Below are 20,172 nucleotides of genomic sequence, written 5' to 3'. Positions count from 1 at the left end.
ATTGAATCTAATTTCAATATCAATTTGATATTTCTTGCCAGCCACCGTCACAGTAGGCTGGCTTTTGTCTTGGAAATTACAGATTTTACCAGGAGAATTCGATGACCTACCTTGAAAAGCTCAGTCCTTGGTGTATAGTCCGACTTAAACCTAATATGCAGAACCAGATTGTAGCTCGTTTTCGTCGCCGCAGTGATGCAGAAGCTCATCTACAAGTTTTATCCCGACTCATTCCTGGTGTGAGTTTTACACTAATTTTCAATGTGATATTAGAGCAACAAGACAAGACAGCATAAAATATGCTTGAAAAATGAATACATTTGCCAATGGCTGAAATTCCCCTTACTAGTGATTGCCACTGTTAGTATTGATTAGCAGATTCTTATGTTTGGCAAACTCCCATCAATCCTTGAGGCAGTACCTCACTATGTAGTAGATTATCAAGAACGCCCAGAGCCAAGAACAGAGGCTCGATGGGTTGATCGTGTTACCACAGATGGAACATGGTCAGGAAACCTTTATGATTTTTACCGTCGGGTTATTCAAAAACTTTTCTCAGACCTCAAAGTTCCCTTCAAGCTCAAAGGCGCAAAACGGGTAGATGATACACCCGTTCATGAAGCTTTACGTGAAGCATTAATTAACACAATAATCCACGCTGACTATACTGGCGAGTGCCAATACAAATTATTAAACGCCCAGATATGTTTGTATTTCGTAACCCTGGCATTATGAGACTACCTCTAGAAGACGCTTTGCGGGGTGGAACAAGTGATTGTCGCAATCGCAAGTTACAAAAAATGTTTCAGCTTGTGGGTATTGGGGAACAGGCGGGTTCAGGGATTCCCAAAATTTACCGTAACTGGAGCCAGCAAGACTGGCGACTACCAGCTTTGCTAGAAGAAGTGGAACCCGATCAAACACTACTGGCAATGCTCATGGTTAATTTACTACCAGAGGAAACTCTTCGAGAACTGGACGAACGATTTGGTGTTACATTCAGAGAATTATCAGACGATCAACGCCTTGCTTTAGTGACAGTAGCCCTTGAGGGTAAGGTTACTCATGCTCGACTCAAGTGCATGAGTGCTACTCATCCCCATGATTTAACAAAAGCTTTGTCTGCTCTTGTTAGGGATGGCTTCCTTGAATCGGGTGGCATTGCACGGGGAACTTTCTATTTTTTTCCAGGAGAGCCGCCTAACGCAGAAGCTGACTTGGTAGCCCAAAACTATAAGTTTGTAGAAAAAACCAGTCCTGAAGATTTATTGTTGGGAATTATACCAGAAGAAATTTTTGATGATTTGGAGCCAAGCTCCGATGATTTGAAGTTAAGCTCCGATGATTTGGAGCCAAGCTCTGATGATTTGGAGTTAAGCTCCGATGATTGGCAATCACTAATGGAGATCGCAGTAACTGTCAGAAATAAGGGCAAGGTATCAACAGATATTATGGAGACAACAATTCTCAAGCTTTGCCAGGGAAGGTTTTTGAACCATAAACAACTTCAAGAATTATTAGATCGTTCTTACAATACCTTACGACTCGGCTACCTGAGCAAGATGCACAAGAAAGGTCAACTGGAGTTACGATATCCTGACAAACTTACTCACCCCAATCAGGGATATCGTACCAAAAAGTCAAGCAGTAGTGATTATTGATGCTTTTACAATTTTTTCTTGTAGTTTACAAGCCCTTCTGTAGCTTTGCCATTTCCGCAAACAGCATCTTACATCTATGACAGCACCTATCCAGCCACAGCGTAGGCATTTTAAAAGGTGCTTGACAATTTGGACACTTCGCTAAAATTTTGAGTTGATGGCGATCGCATTTCCACACCGACTTATACTGCCACTCAATTTGATGACAAGGCGCTTCAGCATAACAAGCCCCACACAACCGAATTGGCTCATGCTGCATTCCTACTCCAGCAGGTGGTAACATCTGGGCTAACCTTTGGGCATCCACTTCTACCACAGATGCGTAGGCGAAGCCCGTCGCAGACATCGCTTCCAATTCTTGCTGACTAGGGCGAGGATTAAAATGAAATCTTTCCCAACGTGCCACTACAGCACCAATTCCTGCCAAACTACCCAACCCACTCGGAGATAAATGGTTAGCACGTCTGAACCTACCAAGAAAGTGGCTCAGGCTCTCTTTTTCATAGGGTTCAATCAAGAATAGCCAAGGCTTAACATTTGGTGCTTCTATCATTTGTACTCCTTAGCTACTTCCTGTAAAACAGCCTTGTCAATCTTCTTCAATCCTCTTGATAAAGAACAAATTGCTGCTTCCCTCAGAATCTCATCAAGGCGACCAATGTAACCTTCAGTTGTTGATGTGAGAATCCTTAGCATCTCCTTGCTCGTTAAATTAGAAGACACTGGCAGTTTCAGAACCATTTGTTCCCACATTTCTACAGTCTTCTTGAAATCCTCTCCCGACAATTTACCGAAGCGAAGATCGGCCCTAAAGCGTTCGAGAACTTGTTCATCCCTCTTTATTACCGCATCCAAACGGTCTGTTCCTACCAGTACCACAGCAATTCCTAAATCTTCGGCAATATCTCGCACGTCAGCAAATGTTTCAGGCTTGAGACGGTCAGCTTCATCAATAATTAGCATCTCTACGCCACAACCCTTGAGTACTTCTATCGTCCTATCTCGAAAATCAGATACAGTTCCTTTTGCTACCCGATACTTGAGGTACTCAGTAATCTTTTTAAACAAATCTTTGGGGCCACATTTTTGGTGAGGTCGAATATAAACGACAGGTACAGTTGGAGGTCGTCCAGCTTCCTGCTGAGGCTTGTGTATATGTATGTAGGCAGCACAAGCGACTGTCTTACCAGTTCTTGATTCCCCTACAACTCGGCAGGATTTTCTTGCCTTACGCTTACCATCTAACCAATCATGGAGAGTTTTTACATGCTGTAAAGGCACAATACTCTTACCCTTGAGACGAGCAATTTCAGCTTGTAACCACTCATCATCCGGTTTTACCCCACCCAACTGCTTGGCGATCGCTTGAGCTTCTGTCGTTGAAAATAGTTGGTCATTTAACGTTTTGAAGGGACGTTCCACTACTCCACCTTCAGAAGGGCGATCGCGTAAATGACAGACAAACCCTAATTGCGCCCCAATCTGACTCAAGTGGTTGGAGCGAAAGTCTTTACCGCCATCAGTATAAAAATGTTCTGGTTTTCCATAGGTTCCCCACTCACAATGCAGTTTGTACTCGAAACCGTACTGTTTGGGTAGAATTGCATGACGCAACGCTAATGCTACTACCCCAGAACTGGGTGCATCAAAGCCCAAATTGATACTCATGATGCAACGAGAGTAAGTATCAATTACTGTTGTTAGCCAGGGACGACTGAGCAATTCACCATGTTGATCCACGAGCAACACATCTACGCGGGTATGGTCACATTGCCAAACATGGTTACTGTAATCAACGGATAAATCTTTTCCTTCAGGAGTTTTAACTGAAAGCGTTGTCCCTCTCCATCCAGGGCTACGAATACTCTTAGTTTTTTCTTGTTTTTCCAAGATGGGCGCTAATACCCGTAACACGGTTTTGTAATTGGGCGGCTTAGAGTCCTTTAATTCACGGGCTTTAGCCTCGACTCTGAGAGCAACTTGTTTAGGGGTCATACGTTTACTACCCTTGTTACCCTCGTTGTAGGTTTTGGTAATGAATTTTTCCCAAAACTCACCAATACGATGTTTTCCTTTATCAGCCCTACCTGTTTGAGTGAGTCCGACTAAACCATCTTGTTCCCAGTTTTTCACCAACCTTTGTACCGTTCGCAACGATACACCTAGTTTCTCTGCTGCTTCCCGCAACTTTTCTCCATAAGTTGTGCGATCGCAGGGTTCCAATAAACTTTGGATTACCTCTAGCTTTAAAATTGGGGTCGCTTCTCTAATGAGAAGTGGAATTAATGGAAACCTGATTTGAAAGACATCAAGCCGCGTTACTTCGCAGTCGCTTCTCTAATGAGAAGTGGAATTAATGGAAACAACTTGTACGTAAACGCTAAGTTTTGCGTAGAGTTAGCTACTAGTCGCTTCTCCAATGAGAACTTGATTAGATTCCCGTATTACAAAGCCATTAGTTTATCGGTCTAAAAGTTAGCTTCAAATTAAACCAAAAATCGCCCTAGCATAGTATTGTGTTAGGGCGATCGCTACTCTCAACTCTATGACTGGTAAACGTTTCTATCACATTGGCTTTGGGCAAGATGATTTAGGCTCATCACCTCCCAGCATTGCCCTATTATCTGGCGATCCAGAGCGATCGCGTTTTATTGCCCAAACTTATTTACAAGATGTACGCGTGTTGTCAGAAAATCGCGGACTCAATAGCTATGTAGGATACTTACCGAATGGTCGCAGTATCTTATCAGCTACAAGTGGTATGGGTGCGCCTTCATTAAGTATTGTTGTCAATGAGTTGGTACAAGTAGGAATCCGGCAAATTATTCGCATTGGAACTTGTGGATCGATTCAATCTTATATACCAGTTGGTAGCGTTGTTATTAGCAGTGCAGCATTATGTCGCCAAGGTGCAGCAAATGATATTGCACCTGTGGAGTATCCAGCCGCAGCCGATCCTTTTCTGACAGTCGCTTTAGTTAAAGCTGCACAAGAATTAAAAGTTGAACATTACATCGGAATTACGGCATCCGTTGATACTTTTTACGAGGGACAAGAACGCACTGATTCCGCCAATCCAAATTTAATGCGATCGCTGCATGGCATTACAGAAGAATATCGGCGCTTGAATATCTTGAATTATGAGATGGAATGCGGCACACTATTCAAAATGGCAGGAGTGTATAATTTTGCTGCTGCTGCTATTTGCGGTGTAGTTGCTTCACGTATTGATAGTGAAAATATCATTCTAGAACAAAAAGATGTTGCTGTGAAAAATGCGATCGCAATTGCTGTATGGTCAATCGCAAATTGGCGAAAGTAAAGTCGCCATAATTGCGATCAAGTCGGCATTTCATCTTTGGCTTTGCCCAGGTCGGAACGTTTCCACTCTCTGTTTATAGTGTGATTTTTTAGCACCGTAAGTCTGTTGGTTTTATCTTCTTTTTGCTCGTATTTAGTCTAAACTCCAGTAACAAATTTTTCTTAATTAGTATGTCACACTGAATTTACTCTAAGTGTTTTTGTCATGTCTTTACCTAATCTTTAATTTATCACTCAGTAATTATAGTTAAGATATACAGGGTAAGCTGATCTAATTCGGTATTATGTGAGCTTGGCGAATCAAATAAGATAAGCATATAAAGACAGGATAAAAAACGCACTTGACAACTGAGCAAAATAAATGAAAAGACTTGAATTTGTCAAAAAATTGTCAGGAGTCAGGTTGATGTCACAAGGCTTGGAAACTAAATCTGCTTAAGCTCTGAGAAATCCTATAGGACTATGATTTGATTTTTGAAAAAACTGCGTACAACTCGAAAAGCCTGATTCCCTATTCCCTACTCCCCACTCCCCAGCTACGTTGATAATTTCAGAAATCAAATATGATTCCTATAGTGTTCAGAGAAAGCCAAAAGAAATATCAGACATCGGCAGCATTCAATAGAGTCAATAGGTATCATTAATGTCGCAGAGGAGAATTGAATGGATTGATTGTTGGAAAGGTCTTGCCATAATTACAGTTGTTGTAGGACACATAGTCAACCCAGAATCGAAATATATTTTCTGGTTTCACATGCCGCTTTTTTTCTTTATCAGTGGATATCTTTATAGCAAAAAAACTGACTACTCTGCTTTTTTTAAGAAAAAGTGTTTTCATCTTCTAATACCATATTTTTCATTTCTTTTTTTATTTACTCTACTTCAGTATGTACCATTAATAATAGATAGTTGGCAGCAAAAAAATATATTATCGATAGACAAACTGATAATATCTATATTTTCGATCATCTGGAAACAAGTGTATGGTGGAGCAAATCTGGTACTTTGGTTTGGTGTATTTTGGTTTGTAACTTGTTTATTTTTTACGCAGCAGTTATATAACCTGATCTATATAAAATTTGGCTCTAATAATTGGTTGATGATAAAAATTATGCTTGGCTCTTATTGTTTAGCAATGATGAATTATTTTTATCTAAAAAATGTTGTCTTTCCTTGGAATATTAATGTAGTTGCAATGGCACTTCCATTTTACTGGTTAGGACACATGTCAGCTAAATCATTTTTAATTAATTTTAAAATCTTTATATTGGGAGCAATAATATTTTTGACTGCATTTTTACTAGATGCAATGTCTCTGCTTAATTTCAATTTTAATATGAAAACTACAAGCTATGGAGTCTTAATTTTGAATTTTGTTATAGCTTTATCTGGTATTATTATTACACAGCAATTAGCGCTACTACTTTATAATAAATCTTACATAGGAAATACCCTGCGCGAACTTGGTAGTGCTTCTATGATCGTTATGTATTTGCATCAACCGATACAAATAACTATGAAAAATTACCCAATTTTTGCAGATCAAGGAATTAGGGTACTAGGTGCATTAATTATTTCATATATTATCTACAAAATTATCTGCAATTCTTCAATTATGCGTCAGCTTTTCTTAGGTGATTTTTCAAACCCGAACGCTAAATCGTCCAGAGCAAGTGCATCTCAATCAGTCTTAATACAAAGAATCAGAAAAAAATAATGTATGGTTAATCAAAGTTAATTCTTATATTTTTTGATTTGTGAAGCTCATATTCTACTAAATTAGATGAGCTTACCCTGGTTAAGATATATTGAGTAAAATGCAATTTTATTTTAGAAAGACACATAAATCAAAAACTCACCATAGCCATTTTCAGTTGAGTCTAATAATACCTAACCACCCAACCCCATTTCTATAAATGAAGAGGAGTAAAATTACAAGTATCTCTTTTTTAAAAAAGAGGTCAGAGTGGATTGCATATAAACGATAGTCGCTATATATAAATATGGTGCTTTTGTATTAAAAAACTGGGCTTTTGACTCAAATTTTGCAGTAGTTATGAGTCATTTAGTTATCAACAAATATCAGAGAAATTGGAGAGCAATATAACATGAAGAATGCTTGGAGGCGTTGGATTAAGACCGTTAAACTAGCTGCGATTGCACTAATGCCGACGCTGATATTTTTAGCATTCTCTCATCAGGCAACAGCAGACGATCCAGGAGCGTGTTACATGATAACTTCCTCTGGTAAAACCGTTGAATTGGGAGGAATTTGTGGCAATATCATCGCCGCACCTTCAGACAACAGAGTTTTTCGAGTCTCAATCAAACGCCGTTTTGGTGGAACTCCTGTGATTGATGTCACCTTCAATGACAAAAAAACTTTTGAAATGATTGTAGATACAGGTGCTAGTGGAACCATTATCACTCAAGATATGGCAAATACACTTCAACTCCAGGCTACAGGCACAATGCAAGCCCAAATTGCTGATGGTAGTGAAGTAAAATTCTCAACCAGTAAGGTAAAATCTATTGCAGTAGGTGGAGTTACAGCCAACAATCTTCAAGTAGCGATCGCACCAAAAGCCAGCATCGGGCTACTAGGTCACGATTTCTTTGGCAACTATGATATTAAAATTCTGGAAACAGAAGTTGAATTTCATCATCGCTAATGCTTGCAGCTGGTAACTTCTTCAGGTTTTTATATTGAAATATCAAAAGGAATCTGAGCCAGGATACTCAGCATTTCTGAAGCAGCTTAAGAGCGTTATAGAATAGAAATAAACCTTACATAACATTACGCTGATTCAGCAGAATTGCCCATGACCACTTCTAAACGCCAATACCACATTACTACTTTCGGTTGTCAGATGAATAAAGCTGACTCAGAGCGCATGGCTGGCGTTTTGGAAGACATGGGCTTTGAGTGGTGCCAAGACCCGAATCATGCAGATGTGATTCTTTACAATACCTGCACAATTCGGGATAATGCCGAACAAAAGGTATATTCTTATCTCGGTAGACAAGCAAAGCGTAAACATGAACAGCCTGATTTAACCCTCATTGTTGCTGGTTGTGTTGCCCAGCAAGAAGGAGAAGCACTGTTGCGGCGAGTCCCAGAGTTAGATTTGGTAATGGGGCCACAACATGCTAGCCGTCTGAAAGATTTGCTGGAGTCAGTATTTGAGGGTAATCAAGTCGTAGCAACCGAAGCAGTTCACATTATTGAAGATATCACCCAGCCGCGACGGGATAGTACAGTGACAGCTTGGGTGAATGTAATTTACGGTTGTAACGAACGCTGTACCTATTGCGTGGTTCCCAATGTGCGCGGTGTCGAACAATCTCGCATCCCGTCAGCTATCCGGGCTGAAATGGAAGAATTAGGACGACAAGGTTACAAAGAAATTACTCTACTCGGTCAAAATATTGATGCTTACGGCAGAGATTTACCTGGGGTCACACCAGAAGGTCGGCATCTGCACAACTTTACAGATTTGCTTTATTACGTGCATGATGTGCCGGGGATTGAAAGGCTAAGATTTGCTACTAGTCACCCCCGTTATTTTACCGAGAGATTAATTCAGGCTTGTGCTGAGTTGCCCAAGGTGTGCGAACACTTCCACATTCCCTTTCAATCTGGGGATAATGAACTTTTAAAAGCGATGGCGCGGGGTTATACCCATGAGAAATATCGCCGGATTATCGATACCATTCGGCGGTATATGCCAGATGCCTCAATTAGTGCCGATGTAATTGTCGGTTTTCCTGGGGAAACAGAAGCACAGTTTGAAAATACCTTGAAACTGGTAGAAGATATTGGCTTTGATATGTTGAATACAGCAGCATATTCGCCGCGTCCAGGGACACCCGCCGCTTTGTGGGACAATCAGCTGAGTGAAGAAATTAAAAGCGATCGCCTGCAACGGCTCAATCATCTGGGAAACTTGAAAGTAGCAGAGCGATCGCAACGTTACTTTGGACGCATTGAAGAAGTTTTAGTAGAAGACCAAAATCCTAAAGATCCAACCCAGGTAATGGGACGCACTGGCGGTAATCGTTTGACCTTTTTTAGCGGTAACATCAAAGAACTCAAAGGGCAGTTAGTGAAGGTAAAAATTACCGAAGTTCGTCCTTTTAGTTTGACGGCTGAACCAGTTGAAGTGAGGCAAACTATTTTGCAATAAGAACCATTTAAAGATTATCCCCCTGACTTATATGATGAAGTTACCGCAAACAATTCCAATTATTCTTTTTGGGGCTAGCTTGGCTGTAATTTACCCTCAAATTTGTGCTGCTTTCACCGTTCAAGAAATAGCTATTCTTGCTCAAGCATCAAGTGATTTGCCAATGGTCAAATCAGCTGGATTGTCCCCCGATATGGATGTGCCTTGGTCGAAAGCCGTAAGAATTGTTGACCCCTTTGAAGGGGAGTTTGTTGGAGTTTTCGACCGCAATTCTTTAGGTGGCCGCTTGTACCGTGAGGGTTCAAAGCAAGTTATTAGTTTGTGGACTCCTTCGAGCATTCGAGTACTTGTAACAGTAAATTCGGATCAAGCAACGTCTTCTTTCTACACCGCAGGTCGTGTGTATCCCAGACCTGACTATTTTAGATTTGTCACGACTAAAAAAGTCGATAAGCTTTTGCTCAAGGTCAGAAAAAAAGTTTTTCAATTAGACGGTTCAACTGGCACATTTGCTATCAGTAAAGAATTAGCCACTGCTTTGAAAAATGCTCCAGATGAGAACTTAGATATCAGACTAGTCTTGGAAGGAGGTCAAACTGTTGATAGCGAAATTGGCAAAGGGACGGTAAAAGCTTGGCGAATTATTTATTAAGCGATTGCATTTTTCAACCAAGTATTTTCTATATTTAATAAAGGAAAAAGCTTTCCCTTTTCATCAGAATATTTATCTGATAAAACTTGTTTATAGATTTAATAATAACGAATATTGTTAGAAGTCAGCCTGATTAATTCTTCAACATTGTTTGAGATGGTATTGCAAATAGTATTTAAAGGTAAGTCATTAGGATCAAAGCCAAAAGGTTCTTCGATTTCTGAGCCAATTTGTTCAATACTTAATAATGTAAAACTTACAAAAGCCATTACTATACCAGTCCACCAATTTAAAAAGCTCACAATTTCTAAAGGTAATATAAGACAAAAAATTAATAACAGTTGTCTCAATTTAATAGTATATATCAAAGGCAGCGGCGTTTTTAAAATACGTTCGCAACCACCTAAAATATCGACTAAATCATCTACACAATTATGCAGAGTAGTTAATTGATAGATATTTAGACAATTTCGGTCATGCTGATACTGCAAGTAATCTCCTATCCAATAAGCAATTTGTAGTGGAGGATGATTAGTCTCTTGGAGTTGTAAATATTGTTTTTCAGACATTAATGCTGCCAACTGGGTGTCTAAAGGCACCGATCTTAAATGTAACTTCATTGCAACTGCAAAAGCAGTTACTAACCGGAGTATTGCCTCCTTTTCTAATTTATCTTGCAGTGTCTTCTCTTTAACTATTATCGAAATCCCACGAGTTAAGTTACGCGATGTATTAACTAAAGCACCCCATAGTTGACGACCTTCCCAAAATCTATCATGGGCTGTATTCGTCCGAAAGACTAATAGTAATGTAAAGCCAATATTAAAACTTAAAACAGCATTGGTAAGAATATTGCTGGAATCTGAAAATCCTATTGGTAATCCTAAATGATCTAAAAATGATATGAAAGTACCATAAATAGTACAAAAAATTACCCAAGGAAGAATGATAGAGATAATTGAGCTTTCAAGCCGAAGAGCTACTTGAAGCCAACTCAGCTTTTCGCCTTTGTAGAGATGATACTTTTCTCTTAAAGAGTTTTTAGAATTATTTTGAAAATAGTTAGGTTGTTTCATGTTGTTAAAGTTGAGGATTACATCAATTAGCAAACTAACTTTTTTAGCTAAATATATCTTGTTTAAGCAAGATATAGGTTTTCATATAGTCACCGTAGTGGAACTATAGCAGTCCTAAATTATTTGTGAAAATTATATATCTCTTTCTTCTTTCTTTCCTTTACGTCCTTCTCTGACGAGACGCTGCGCTATCAGTGGCGGGTCTGAATCCCCCACTTATAGTGATTTTGACTCCTTGGCGGAGCGTCTTTGGCTCCGCTCCTGAATTCTGACTTCTGACTTCTTCTTCAAAGTTTCTGTCCTGCATAAATCGAGCGCACTTCGCCATTACGTCGGATGACTGCTTCGCCATTACTGACATCTACTAGTGTCCAACCGCTAGAGCCGATACTTTCACCCATATTGATGCGGCGAGTCACGCCATCAATTTTAAACAAAGCGGCAGATTTGTTGCCCAACTCTAGCAATCCCTCTAAGGTATTACTCGGAGCTTCTGCGATCGCAGTTGCCGGATATACTTGTTCTTGGGTAATAGTTGGTTCTGACTCTGGGACGAGTGCAGCACGCAATGGAACTACTGGTAATGCAGGCAGAGGTTTGGGTGTTTGGCGTACAGTAATGGGTGCAGTTTTTGCTGCCACCGGTTTGAGTTCGGCTCGGACAGCCGCAGCTAACATATTAACAGTTACAGGCTTGGCAGCTTGTCGCACTGTATTCAGGGCAGTTTTCACAACATTAGGTTGAGATACCCGTAATGCACTGGCAACTTGTGGTAAAAGTGTGGGAGTCCCCGGAATGGCAGGAAGGGCATAGCGCATTGGTGACGGCGCTTGATAAACGGGGACATAGATGCGCTCAACAACACTTCCAGAACGATTGGGGGCTGGTGGTGTATTGTTAGCTAGAAGTGGAAGTGCTGGTAGATTACCAGTTGCTTGCTGACGACCAAGGGCTATTTGGTTAGTATTTGCCTGACTGGAGAATCCTGGACTGAAAGATTTTTGATTGCTTTTTGCTCCTTGCTTATCTATAACAGCCAGCGCTTGGAGCATATAGTCAACTAACTCTGCCTCTATTTCTGTTTTTACGGGCAACCGTGACTGCGATTGCGGCAATAGAAGCGCGGACTCAGGCAATTTGGTATTTAAAAGATGTACGACTCCAGACTGCACCAAGTAGATCATACTAGCGATCGCCACGCCTAAAGTTGTTCCTACAATCACCAATTTGCCCAAAACCGGACTAGTTTTCTGACGCTTTCTACTAACTGGTTTAACGGTGGTGGTGTCAAATACAACAGTACTCAATTGCTTGTGATTATCTTGAGCAACTGACTGTACTCCTTGGTTTTGGGTGTTTGGTAAGGTAATCTGTGGTATCCTAACTGTTTGCAGAGGCACATATTCTGGAGGCGATTGGCGTTGAGCTTGGGCGGAAACTCCAGCAACAGAGTGGCTTGATTTGTTCTGACTACTGTGCCTAACAGTTTGAGAAGGCAGATTACCACTAGCATCCAGAATGTAGTCGATATCGGCAAAGAGTTCATCCATTAGGCCATCAGCATAGTTTTCTATCGACCAAGGCTCGTTGGTGATTAAGTCTTCTGATGGTTCTGGTACTATGAGACGGGTGCTGGCTTCTTGTAACATAGACGTTCTGGGTTGTTGCTTGGATGAGGAAACGCCACCCCTACTGCCTGGAAAGTGCTGAGTGCTGAGTGCTGAGTGCTGAGTAAAAATACCAGTTCCCAGTTTCCAGTCCCCAGTCCCTCTTTCATACTTGGTGGTGAAACTTGTTTCATTGAGACTGCCTGGAAATTAGGATTATAAAAGGAGGCAGCAGGTAGAGGGCAGTTCTTACTGGAAGAAATAAGTATGAATAAAAACTTCAGCTTTGGGTAATTACCCGGGTTAAAAATCAGAATTGTATTAAGACGTGTTGAGCAAGATACAAAGCTTGGAGCCGCTTTGCCTCCGATCTTGCGCCAATCCTATGCAGTTGTGTGTGGGTTACTCCTGCCTCCTGCCTTGTAAATAATGAAACATCCAATCCCCCATCTGATTGAGATAAGTTGATTGAGTGTTGGTATTAAGCTCAACTTTCATCTGGGGATTGTTGATGATGCCAGTACTAATATTAATGTCATCTATCATACCAATCTCTCTTCTTACTACTATACTCAGTCTTTATCAAGCTTGTATTAAGCTAACGCTGGAAACTCTGACTGGCTCTTGGTTCTACGCAATTCTAAATATAATAATAAGGCGTTAATATCCGCTGGGTTTACACCACCTATACGTGCAGCTTGACCAAGGGTAAGTGGTTTTACGTGAGTCAGCTTTTCCCGTGCCTCTTTGGAAAGAGTATCAATTGTTGTGTAGTCTAAATCCCCAGGTAACTGACGGTGCGCTTGGCGAACAATTTGGTCAATCTGATTTTGTTGCCTAGCGAGATAGCCAGAATACTTGATGTCAATTTCTGCGCCTTCTTTCTCGGCCCGGTTGAGGTTGGGGTTTCCCAGTCCGAACCTGTCGAGGTCAACGTAATGTAATCCTGGACGCCGCAACAAGTCGTTGAGGGTAATTGAACCTTTAATTGCTTGTTGGGTATCAGATGCGATCGCTATTCCAATTTCATCATGTTCTTTAACTCGTGTGGCTTGCAATCTTTGTTTTTCTGTGGTAATATTACCCTGTTTTTTGGTAAACATATCCCAGCGGCGATCGTCAATTAAACCAATCTCCCTTCCCAAGGGTGTCAGGCGTTGGTCGGCATTGTCAGAACGCAATAGCAATCGGTATTCTGACCTACTGGTGAGCATCCGGTAAGGTTCTCGCAGGTCTTTTGTACACAGGTCATCAACTAGCGTCCCAATGTAACTTTGCTCGCGGGGAAAGACAATCATTTCTTGAGAGCGAACAAATCGAGCGGCGTTAATTCCCGCCACCAGCCCTTGAGCAGCAGCTTCTTCATAACCTGTAGTGCCGTTAATCTGCCCAGCACAAAACAGCCCCGCAATCTTCTTGGTCATCAGTGTGGGATAACACTGAGTTGCTGGTAAATAGTCATATTCCACTGCATAGGCGGGACGCAGCATCACACATTTTTCCAAACCGGGGAGAGTCCGCAACATTTGCAGTTGCAAATTTTCTGGCAACCCTGTAGAAAATCCTTGAATATAAAGTTCGGGTATATCCCTTCCTTCCGGTTCAATAAAGATTTGATGGCTTTCCTTATCAGCAAAGCGGACAATCTTATCTTCAATACTGGGACAATAGCGCGGCCCTTTGGCTTCTACCCAACCACCATAAACTGGCGACAGGTGTAAATTTTCCTGAATTAGGCGATGGGTTTCGGCGGTTGTGCGGGTGATATAGCAAGGCATCTGTTCCCGTTCTACCCACACCTCTGGGTCAAAACTGAACCAGCGTACATCTTCATCACCTGGCTGGATGAGCATTTTACTATAATCTACCGATCGCTTGTCTACCCGTGCTGGAGTTCCAGTTTTAAGTCTGCCGGTTTCAAATCCCAGGCGATTTAGGGTTTGTGTCAATCCTTCAGCTGCAAATTCTCCAGCCCGTCCAGCTGGCATTGATTTGTTACCAACCCAAATTTTGCCTCCCAGGAAGGTGCCGGTTGTCAAGATGACTGCTTTACATTGGAACCCGACACCAAAATAAGTTTCAACCCCAATGACTTCACCGTTAGCACCCAGCACCAAATCTGTTGCCATACTTTCGCGGATTGTCAAGTTTTCTTGGTTCTCAACAATATTTTTCATCACTGCTGCATATTCGCGCTTGTCCGTCTGGGCGCGTAATGCCCAAACAGCAGGCCCCCGTGAAGAGTTGAGGATACGCTTTTGCAGGTAGGTGCGGTCTGCTACTTTACCAATTTCCCCGCCGAGTGCATCTACCTCATGGGTCAACTGAGATTTGGCTGGGCCACCTACTGCTGGGTTACAAGGTTGCCAAGCGATTTTGTCCAAGTTGAGCGTCAATAGCAGGGTACGACAACCGAGGCGTGCAGAGGCGAGAGCCGCTTCGCAACCGGAGTGACCTGCACCGACGACTATGACATCAAAAGCGTCTTGGAATTCAACGGAATTGTGCATGGTCATACTTAGAGGGTCGGCAAGCTTAGAGTTCTTTTCAATTTTAACTGTTCCAGTGATTTCATGGAGGTAACTTTCTGATAAAAAAGTTATCAACATTACTATAAATAAAAGACTAATTAAGGCCAGTTATAATTAGATTTATGACTTTATTATTCCGCTTCATTTATTTTCTTTAGATGGAAATATGAAAATCAACAAAATAACCTATTATGACCATGAACTAGAGTGGCAGTTTGAGCCGATACATTTTTCTGAACTAAATCTTTTAGTTGGGATATCGGGTGTTGGTAAAACACAAATACTTACATCTATTATGAATTTGCGAAAAATAGCTAGAGGTGGTTCCTTAAATAGTGTGGAATGGGACATAGATTTCTCGTCAAATAATTATGAATATAAATGGAATGGTGAATTTGAAAACAAAAAAGTAGATGCATTCATCCTTGACGATGAAAAAGCAGAAAAAAATAAGTTTAGAATTAATAGAGAACATTTATCTATAAATGCAAAAGTTATTATAGAAAGAAATAATCATGAGATAGTATTTTATGGTAATAAATTACCAAAACTCTCACTTTTTGAAAGTGCTGTTAAAATATTGAGCGAGGAAGAAGATATTGCACCTGTTAAAGATGGATTTAACAAAGTTATTTATAGCGATCAATCAAGAGGAGAAAATTATGTTCTTGTATATGACATGATTCATTATTTAATTATTCCTAACAGAGCATCTTCAAAAAAATATTCATCTCTAGAAGAAATTCAGGAAAGCAACTTACCAACTAAAATCAAATTAGCATTAGTTTATAACCATTATCCACAAACTTTTCAAGAAATTAAACAGCGATTTATAGATATATTTGACCAAGTAGAAGATATCAGAATGGAACCTGATAAAGATTTACATAAAATTATTGCAGATTATCCTTTTATTAATATTAAAGAAAAAGGAGTTAATAATTGGATTACTGAAGAACGTATATCTTCTGGAATGTTTAGAACACTAATGCATATTAGTGAACTTTATTTATCTGCCGAAGGAACTGTGATTTTGATTGATGAATTTGAAAATAGCTTGGGAGTTAATTGTATTGATATTTTAAGTGACTTACTACTAGAGAACAGAAAATTACAATTTATAATCACTAGCCACCATCATTATATTATTAATAAAATTGGAATAGAGCATTGGAAAATTGTAACTCGTCGAGGTGGTGTAGTAACAGTTAAGAATGCCAAAGATTATAATCTTGGTAAATCTAGGCATCAAGCCTTTATGCAACTGATTAATCTTGATGCTTACAAGGAAGGAATTGCAGCCGGATGAATCTATAATTATCTATTTAAGTTATTAATGAAACAAGTTTTGAGAAAGACGAAATTTATTACTATTGTTATATTAATGATTTTCACATTAGTAGCTAGTAATGAGATTACCCACCACAAAGTTGCTATAACTGCTCAACCATTAAACGGATGCTTGAGTAATGATTCATTACCTTGTAGAGATATCTCTAAAAATACAATATCAGAACCATTTCTTCCCGATCCCAAATTAAATCCTCAACAGCGTTTTTTATCTGCGATCGCTAGAAAATTACCCACAATTCCCCAGTCTGGTACTTATGAATATACTTTGCTGCGAAGCTATGGTGCAGTATTCGTAAATCCAGATAATGGGATTAAACTGCCGCAAAAAAATATCTTTGCTGATGAACAAGAAACCCAAAAGTTTCAAGCTACTTTAACAATGGGTCATATTGATGGCACTAATGACTGTTATTTACAAAAATCGGCGGCTGATGCTTTAAATAAAGCGCGATTTCAACAACAAATTCCGCTAAAATCTGGTTATGGTTCTGGTGATTGTACTCGCACTTTCAACACAAATTTAAGATTTTGGCATAAATATGCTAATAATCAAGTTTTAGCAAAAGTTCAACAAGGTAAAGAAACAAAAATTCTTGGCTTGGTTGCACCTCCCGGAACTTCACAACATCTCTGGGGATTAGCAATTGATTTACGCGTAGGTAGTAAAGAACAGAGAAAAGCTCTTAATCAAAATAGTTGGTTTCAAACTGTAGAAAATGATGTTCCACATTGGACTTATGTGGGTTTATCTGAAGAGAATTTACCTTTATTTGGTTTTAAAAAACAAGCTATTCGAGGTATTACTTATTGGATGACGCCACTATAATTATTAATATTATTTAACACACAATTAGACGCGCTTACCCTGAGTATAGGACTCACATTTTATTTTTGAAAAGTCTGCTCAAGTCAGGAAACCCGCCCATGCAGCAGGCTCTCCTAATATATACTTAGATTTTTACTTATTTTTTTTACGTAATCAAATCGGATTGCTATTAGGATTTACGCAAAACATAACGAAAGTAGCGGGAATTCATGAATTCCCGCTACGCAATAATCAGGTTTTCAGGCACATCTTGCGTAAGTCCTGGCTATATAACCCCCTGCACTCATACATACAGCAGTTTTCATTTGCATGAAGTACAAAGTTACAGGTTTGGAGGCAGAAGGCAGGAGGCAGGAGGTAGAAACTCTTTATATCTGATAAATCAGTCTTGGATTTTGTACCTCACTTACTTGCAATCTGCTGTAAGCATCAATTTTTTATAAGTAATTGAATAGATTGAATAAATTTCAAAATAAAAATCCAGTTAGTCTCTACAAAAAGTACAGGTAGTTTGGCAAATAAAACTTTTTTTATCTTTAGGTCCGTTCTTCAACTTTTGCAAAAGTACTTTTTACAAAAGTTGAAGAAAGAGTATCTTAACGACTGTTATTCATTAACAATCGTAAAGCCTTCATAATCAACGACTCCACTCACAGCATTTGGTAAATTAACGTTACCAAGCAAGGTGGCGGTTGCAAAGCCAGCACCATTAGTACCAGTAGCACTACCTAAACCTAGACCTGATGCAGCAAGTTCATCTTGGTAGCCTGTGATCTCATAGACAGCGCCAGTTTCCAGCCAACCCAACAATCTTTGAGAACCGAAGTTAGTAAATGACAATCCAGAATCTACGTTGACATTCAAAGCTTGCCCTGAAGGAGTTCTCAGAGCAATTGGCGCAGATAGCTGACCAGTGAGCAAATCGACTTTGTAAAGCTGGTTCCCATCTCCATCATTAGTCCTGAAATCGCTAGCAAGAGCGCGAGTGTTACCAGGATTGAGATTGTCGATAGCTAATCCATCAGCAAATTGAGAGTTGGTAGGTTGAGTTCCTTGTCTTTGTGCAGCAGTAGTAGCTGGGCCAAAGCCGTCTACAAGACTAATAGTTCCAGGGGTAGCTGTAGTAATTTTATAAAGAGAGCTTCCTACTGGCACTCCATTTGCGGTATTCGCATTCCCTGAAATGTTGTATAGAGCACTACTATTAAAGTCAGCACCTGACTCAAATCCAAAACGACGTAGGTCAGATGGTGTACGGGTTGGTGAGGTCGTGGCTGGAGCAAGAGGCTGATCTACATTATTAACGACAGTAACAGTTGGATCAATTGGTGTTGTAGAACCAGTAACGCGTGCTTCGTTAACCGCACCTACCCTTCCGGTAGTAGGGTTAGTTCCCAAACCTTCTAGGTCTGCGGTAGTAGCAGTAGCTGGAAGATTGACTGTACCTACTTTTGTAGGAGTAATAGAACCTCCAGGGCCAGAAGGGATCAAAAAGCGGTAAACGTCAAGTTGCTTGCCATTACTAGCGTTGCCGTCACTATCTTCTCCAATGGTATAGCCGTAAAGAGCCATGAGAATTTTCCCCTTATTCAAACTGTAAAACTTTTGAGAACACTCCAAACACAACGTATTGCTATCTGACTAAAAGCTTGTACGACATAAACAAAGCTAACCTTCCCAAGTTGAGATTTAAGATTAGTCTGCGTTATCTTACTTTGCTTATATAGCAGAGAAATTTGCAAAACTGAAATACTACTAAACTTTTGACTGTAAACAAGCTAAGACAACTTAACTCAAGATTGTTGTAATTATTATTTGCTCAATTTCTGAAAGTAGAATATGTGATAACTTGATCTCGAGGGTAGAAATCTCAAAACTACATCAAGTTACACTTTCAGACATTTTTTGGGAACCCATTATTTCCAAACTGGATTACAATGAGCCGAGAGTTAAGCGTCTTTAATTTGCCCATTCAAAGTCAAAGTTTAAGGTTGCAAATTGTATTTGGAGTTATCTTAATAGCACTATATTTGACTAATATTAAGGTTTAATAACATCTTGGTTAAGGTTTAGTAGTTGCTGAGTGTTTTCACTCGCTGATATACTTTTTGCATTGTTTCAACAAAAAAAGCACATCAAGGCAAAGTAATATAGAAGTAGGCTTTCTCCTTGTGAAACCGGTACCAATTACCTTTGAGGTTGCATAGAGCAATTTACTCAATCCTTTTGTCTTGCCAAGTCTGATTTTGTAGAGTTTCACAAAAAAAAGAATTTTACTAGATAAAATACCACAGTTAATTAATACATTTGGCAAAGGTATTAGTACAGGCAAAAGTTGACTGATTTAATAGCTATTAAACAATTTATCTTCGCAAGCGATCGCTTTTAGCCTGTTTACTTCAAAATACCTTGGGCGAAAATAATTAAATAAGACTTAAAGGACAAAATTAAAAATAAAGTTTTATTTTTTTACCTTTTCCCTTTAACCTGATTATGCCAAAAAGTTAATGGCTTTTTGTGGAGGACTAAATCAGACTTTTGCTAGGGTGTAAATGCACAGTATAAAGCCGGAGACGTTTCCGTTGCTCTGGGCTTGTCATCATAATTTGAATTGGAGTAGCAATACCATTACCTGTAGGAGCATCAAGGGTCAATCCCGCAGCCGTAACACCAGTAGCTAAAACTCCTCCGCCAAATTTTTCAAGGTTAGATTTTGGAACTGCAATCTCAAAAATTCTATTGGCAACAATCGGATCGCGGTAGTAGACAATAGTCCTATCTTCTGCTTTTTGGGGCGTGCGAGTGCTTTCTAACTTTCGCTTTTCTCGCTCAGTCTTGCTGCGTTTAGCCTGTTCCAATAACTCAGTTAATTCCCCGACATTTCTAACTTTACTCATTGCTTGGGCGTTGTTGCGTGAATGGGTAAAATGGTAGATTTTACCTATTGCTATGTTCTCT

The 20,172-nt window shown here is 39.9% G+C and carries 19 protein-coding genes; 10 read left to right on the top strand and 9 right to left on the bottom strand.

Translation table 11 applies throughout. From position 1 onward, the window contains the following. Nucleotides 1–101: 101 nt before the first annotated feature. The 3 genes from RMY63_RS13700 (at nucleotide 102) to RMY63_RS13690 (ending at nucleotide 1,661) form a co-directional block, all read left to right on the top strand. Entirely contained in the window at nucleotides 102–296 is a 195-nt protein-coding gene (locus RMY63_RS13700) for a hypothetical protein (protein ID WP_322729225.1), read from the top strand. Between the two features lie 88 nt (nucleotides 297–384). Further along, the gene (locus tag RMY63_RS13695) at nucleotides 385–735 is read left to right on the top strand and encodes a hypothetical protein (RefSeq protein ID WP_322729224.1); all 351 of its coding nucleotides are present in this window, start codon (nucleotides 385–387) and stop codon (nucleotides 733–735) included. Further along, a complete protein-coding gene (locus RMY63_RS13690) occupies nucleotides 732–1,661 on the top strand; it encodes a hypothetical protein (RefSeq protein ID WP_322729223.1) in 930 nt (309 codons plus the stop codon). The genes RMY63_RS13695 and RMY63_RS13690 overlap by 4 nt, the downstream gene beginning before the upstream one ends. A gap of 25 nt (nucleotides 1,662–1,686) precedes the next feature. Here RMY63_RS13690 and RMY63_RS13685 read toward each other — a convergent pair whose 3' ends face one another. Continuing rightward, the gene (locus RMY63_RS13685) at nucleotides 1,687–2,214 is read right to left on the bottom strand and encodes a TniQ family protein (protein ID WP_322729222.1); all 528 of its coding nucleotides are present in this window, start codon (nucleotides 2,212–2,214) and stop codon (nucleotides 1,687–1,689) included. Then, on the bottom strand, nucleotides 2,211–3,896 hold the full coding sequence (locus RMY63_RS13680; protein ID WP_416212515.1) for a TniB family NTP-binding protein: 1,686 nt from the start codon (nucleotides 3,894–3,896) through the stop codon (nucleotides 2,211–2,213). The genes RMY63_RS13685 and RMY63_RS13680 overlap by 4 nt, the downstream gene beginning before the upstream one ends. 310 nt (nucleotides 3,897–4,206) lie before the next feature. On the opposite strand from RMY63_RS13680, the gene RMY63_RS13675 reads away from it, so the two are divergent. The 5 genes from RMY63_RS13675 (at nucleotide 4,207) to RMY63_RS13655 (ending at nucleotide 9,821) form a co-directional block, all read left to right on the top strand. Next, complete coding sequence (locus RMY63_RS13675; protein ID WP_322729221.1) at nucleotides 4,207–4,983, top strand: nucleoside phosphorylase; 777 nt, start codon at nucleotides 4,207–4,209, stop codon at nucleotides 4,981–4,983. A gap of 642 nt (nucleotides 4,984–5,625) precedes the next feature. Then, nucleotides 5,626–6,699, top strand: coding sequence for an acyltransferase family protein (locus RMY63_RS13670; protein ID WP_322729220.1), 1,074 nt, complete (start codon nucleotides 5,626–5,628; stop codon nucleotides 6,697–6,699). A 391-nt stretch (nucleotides 6,700–7,090) separates the two neighbouring features. Next, a complete protein-coding gene (locus tag RMY63_RS13665; RefSeq protein WP_322729219.1) occupies nucleotides 7,091–7,654 on the top strand; it encodes a retropepsin-like aspartic protease in 564 nt (187 codons plus the stop codon). A gap of 150 nt (nucleotides 7,655–7,804) precedes the next feature. After that, nucleotides 7,805–9,169: a tRNA (N6-isopentenyl adenosine(37)-C2)-methylthiotransferase MiaB gene (gene miaB / locus RMY63_RS13660; protein ID WP_322729218.1), complete on the top strand. Its 1,365-nt coding sequence runs from the start codon at nucleotides 7,805–7,807 to the stop codon at nucleotides 9,167–9,169. A 31-nt stretch (nucleotides 9,170–9,200) separates the two neighbouring features. Beyond that, nucleotides 9,201–9,821, top strand: coding sequence for a hypothetical protein (locus RMY63_RS13655; protein WP_322729217.1), 621 nt, complete (start codon nucleotides 9,201–9,203; stop codon nucleotides 9,819–9,821). Nucleotides 9,822–9,919: 98 nt separating this feature from the next. Here RMY63_RS13655 and RMY63_RS13650 read toward each other — a convergent pair whose 3' ends face one another. The 5 genes from RMY63_RS13650 to mnmG all read right to left on the bottom strand — a co-directional run bounded on the left by RMY63_RS13650 (nucleotide 9,920) and on the right by mnmG (nucleotide 15,020). Further along, on the bottom strand, nucleotides 9,920–10,897 hold the full coding sequence (locus tag RMY63_RS13650) for a bestrophin family protein (RefSeq protein WP_322729216.1): 978 nt from the start codon (nucleotides 10,895–10,897) through the stop codon (nucleotides 9,920–9,922). 287 nt (nucleotides 10,898–11,184) lie between these two features. Then, nucleotides 11,185–12,546, bottom strand: coding sequence for a hypothetical protein (locus RMY63_RS13645; RefSeq protein WP_322729215.1), 1,362 nt, complete (start codon nucleotides 12,544–12,546; stop codon nucleotides 11,185–11,187). Further along, a complete protein-coding gene (locus RMY63_RS13640; protein WP_322729214.1) occupies nucleotides 12,516–12,698 on the bottom strand; it encodes a hypothetical protein in 183 nt (60 codons plus the stop codon). Before RMY63_RS13640 ends, RMY63_RS13645 begins: the two co-directional genes overlap by 31 nt. A 208-nt stretch (nucleotides 12,699–12,906) precedes the next feature. Then, on the bottom strand, nucleotides 12,907–13,050 hold the full coding sequence (locus RMY63_RS13635; protein ID WP_322729213.1) for a hypothetical protein: 144 nt from the start codon (nucleotides 13,048–13,050) through the stop codon (nucleotides 12,907–12,909). A 47-nt stretch (nucleotides 13,051–13,097) separates the two neighbouring features. After that, nucleotides 13,098–15,020, bottom strand: a complete 1,923-nt coding sequence (mnmG, locus tag RMY63_RS13630) for a tRNA uridine-5-carboxymethylaminomethyl(34) synthesis enzyme MnmG (RefSeq protein ID WP_322729323.1) — start codon at nucleotides 15,018–15,020, stop codon at nucleotides 13,098–13,100. Between the two features lie 181 nt (nucleotides 15,021–15,201). Between mnmG and RMY63_RS13625 the strand changes: the two genes are divergently transcribed. Beyond that, a complete protein-coding gene (locus RMY63_RS13625; protein WP_322729212.1) occupies nucleotides 15,202–16,344 on the top strand; it encodes an AAA family ATPase in 1,143 nt (380 codons plus the stop codon). A 27-nt stretch (nucleotides 16,345–16,371) separates the two neighbouring features. After that, nucleotides 16,372–17,214, top strand: a complete 843-nt coding sequence (locus RMY63_RS13620) for a D-alanyl-D-alanine carboxypeptidase family protein (RefSeq protein WP_322729211.1) — start codon at nucleotides 16,372–16,374, stop codon at nucleotides 17,212–17,214. A gap of 606 nt (nucleotides 17,215–17,820) precedes the next feature. Here the strand turns inward: RMY63_RS13620 and RMY63_RS13615 are convergent. Both RMY63_RS13615 and RMY63_RS13610 read right to left on the bottom strand, forming a co-directional pair. Continuing rightward, nucleotides 17,821–18,786: a water stress protein WSP1 gene (locus RMY63_RS13615; RefSeq protein ID WP_322729210.1), complete on the bottom strand. Its 966-nt coding sequence runs from the start codon at nucleotides 18,784–18,786 to the stop codon at nucleotides 17,821–17,823. A gap of 953 nt (nucleotides 18,787–19,739) precedes the next feature. Beyond that, on the bottom strand, nucleotides 19,740–20,172 hold a 433-nt coding region (locus RMY63_RS13610), incomplete at its 5' end, for a hypothetical protein (protein WP_322729209.1).

The sequence above is a fragment of the Nostoc sp. ChiQUE01b genome (genome assembly GCF_034531255.1).
Lineage (GTDB): Bacteria > Cyanobacteriota > Cyanobacteriia > Cyanobacteriales > Nostocaceae > Nostoc.
This window is presented reverse-complemented; position numbering and strand designations above follow the sequence as displayed.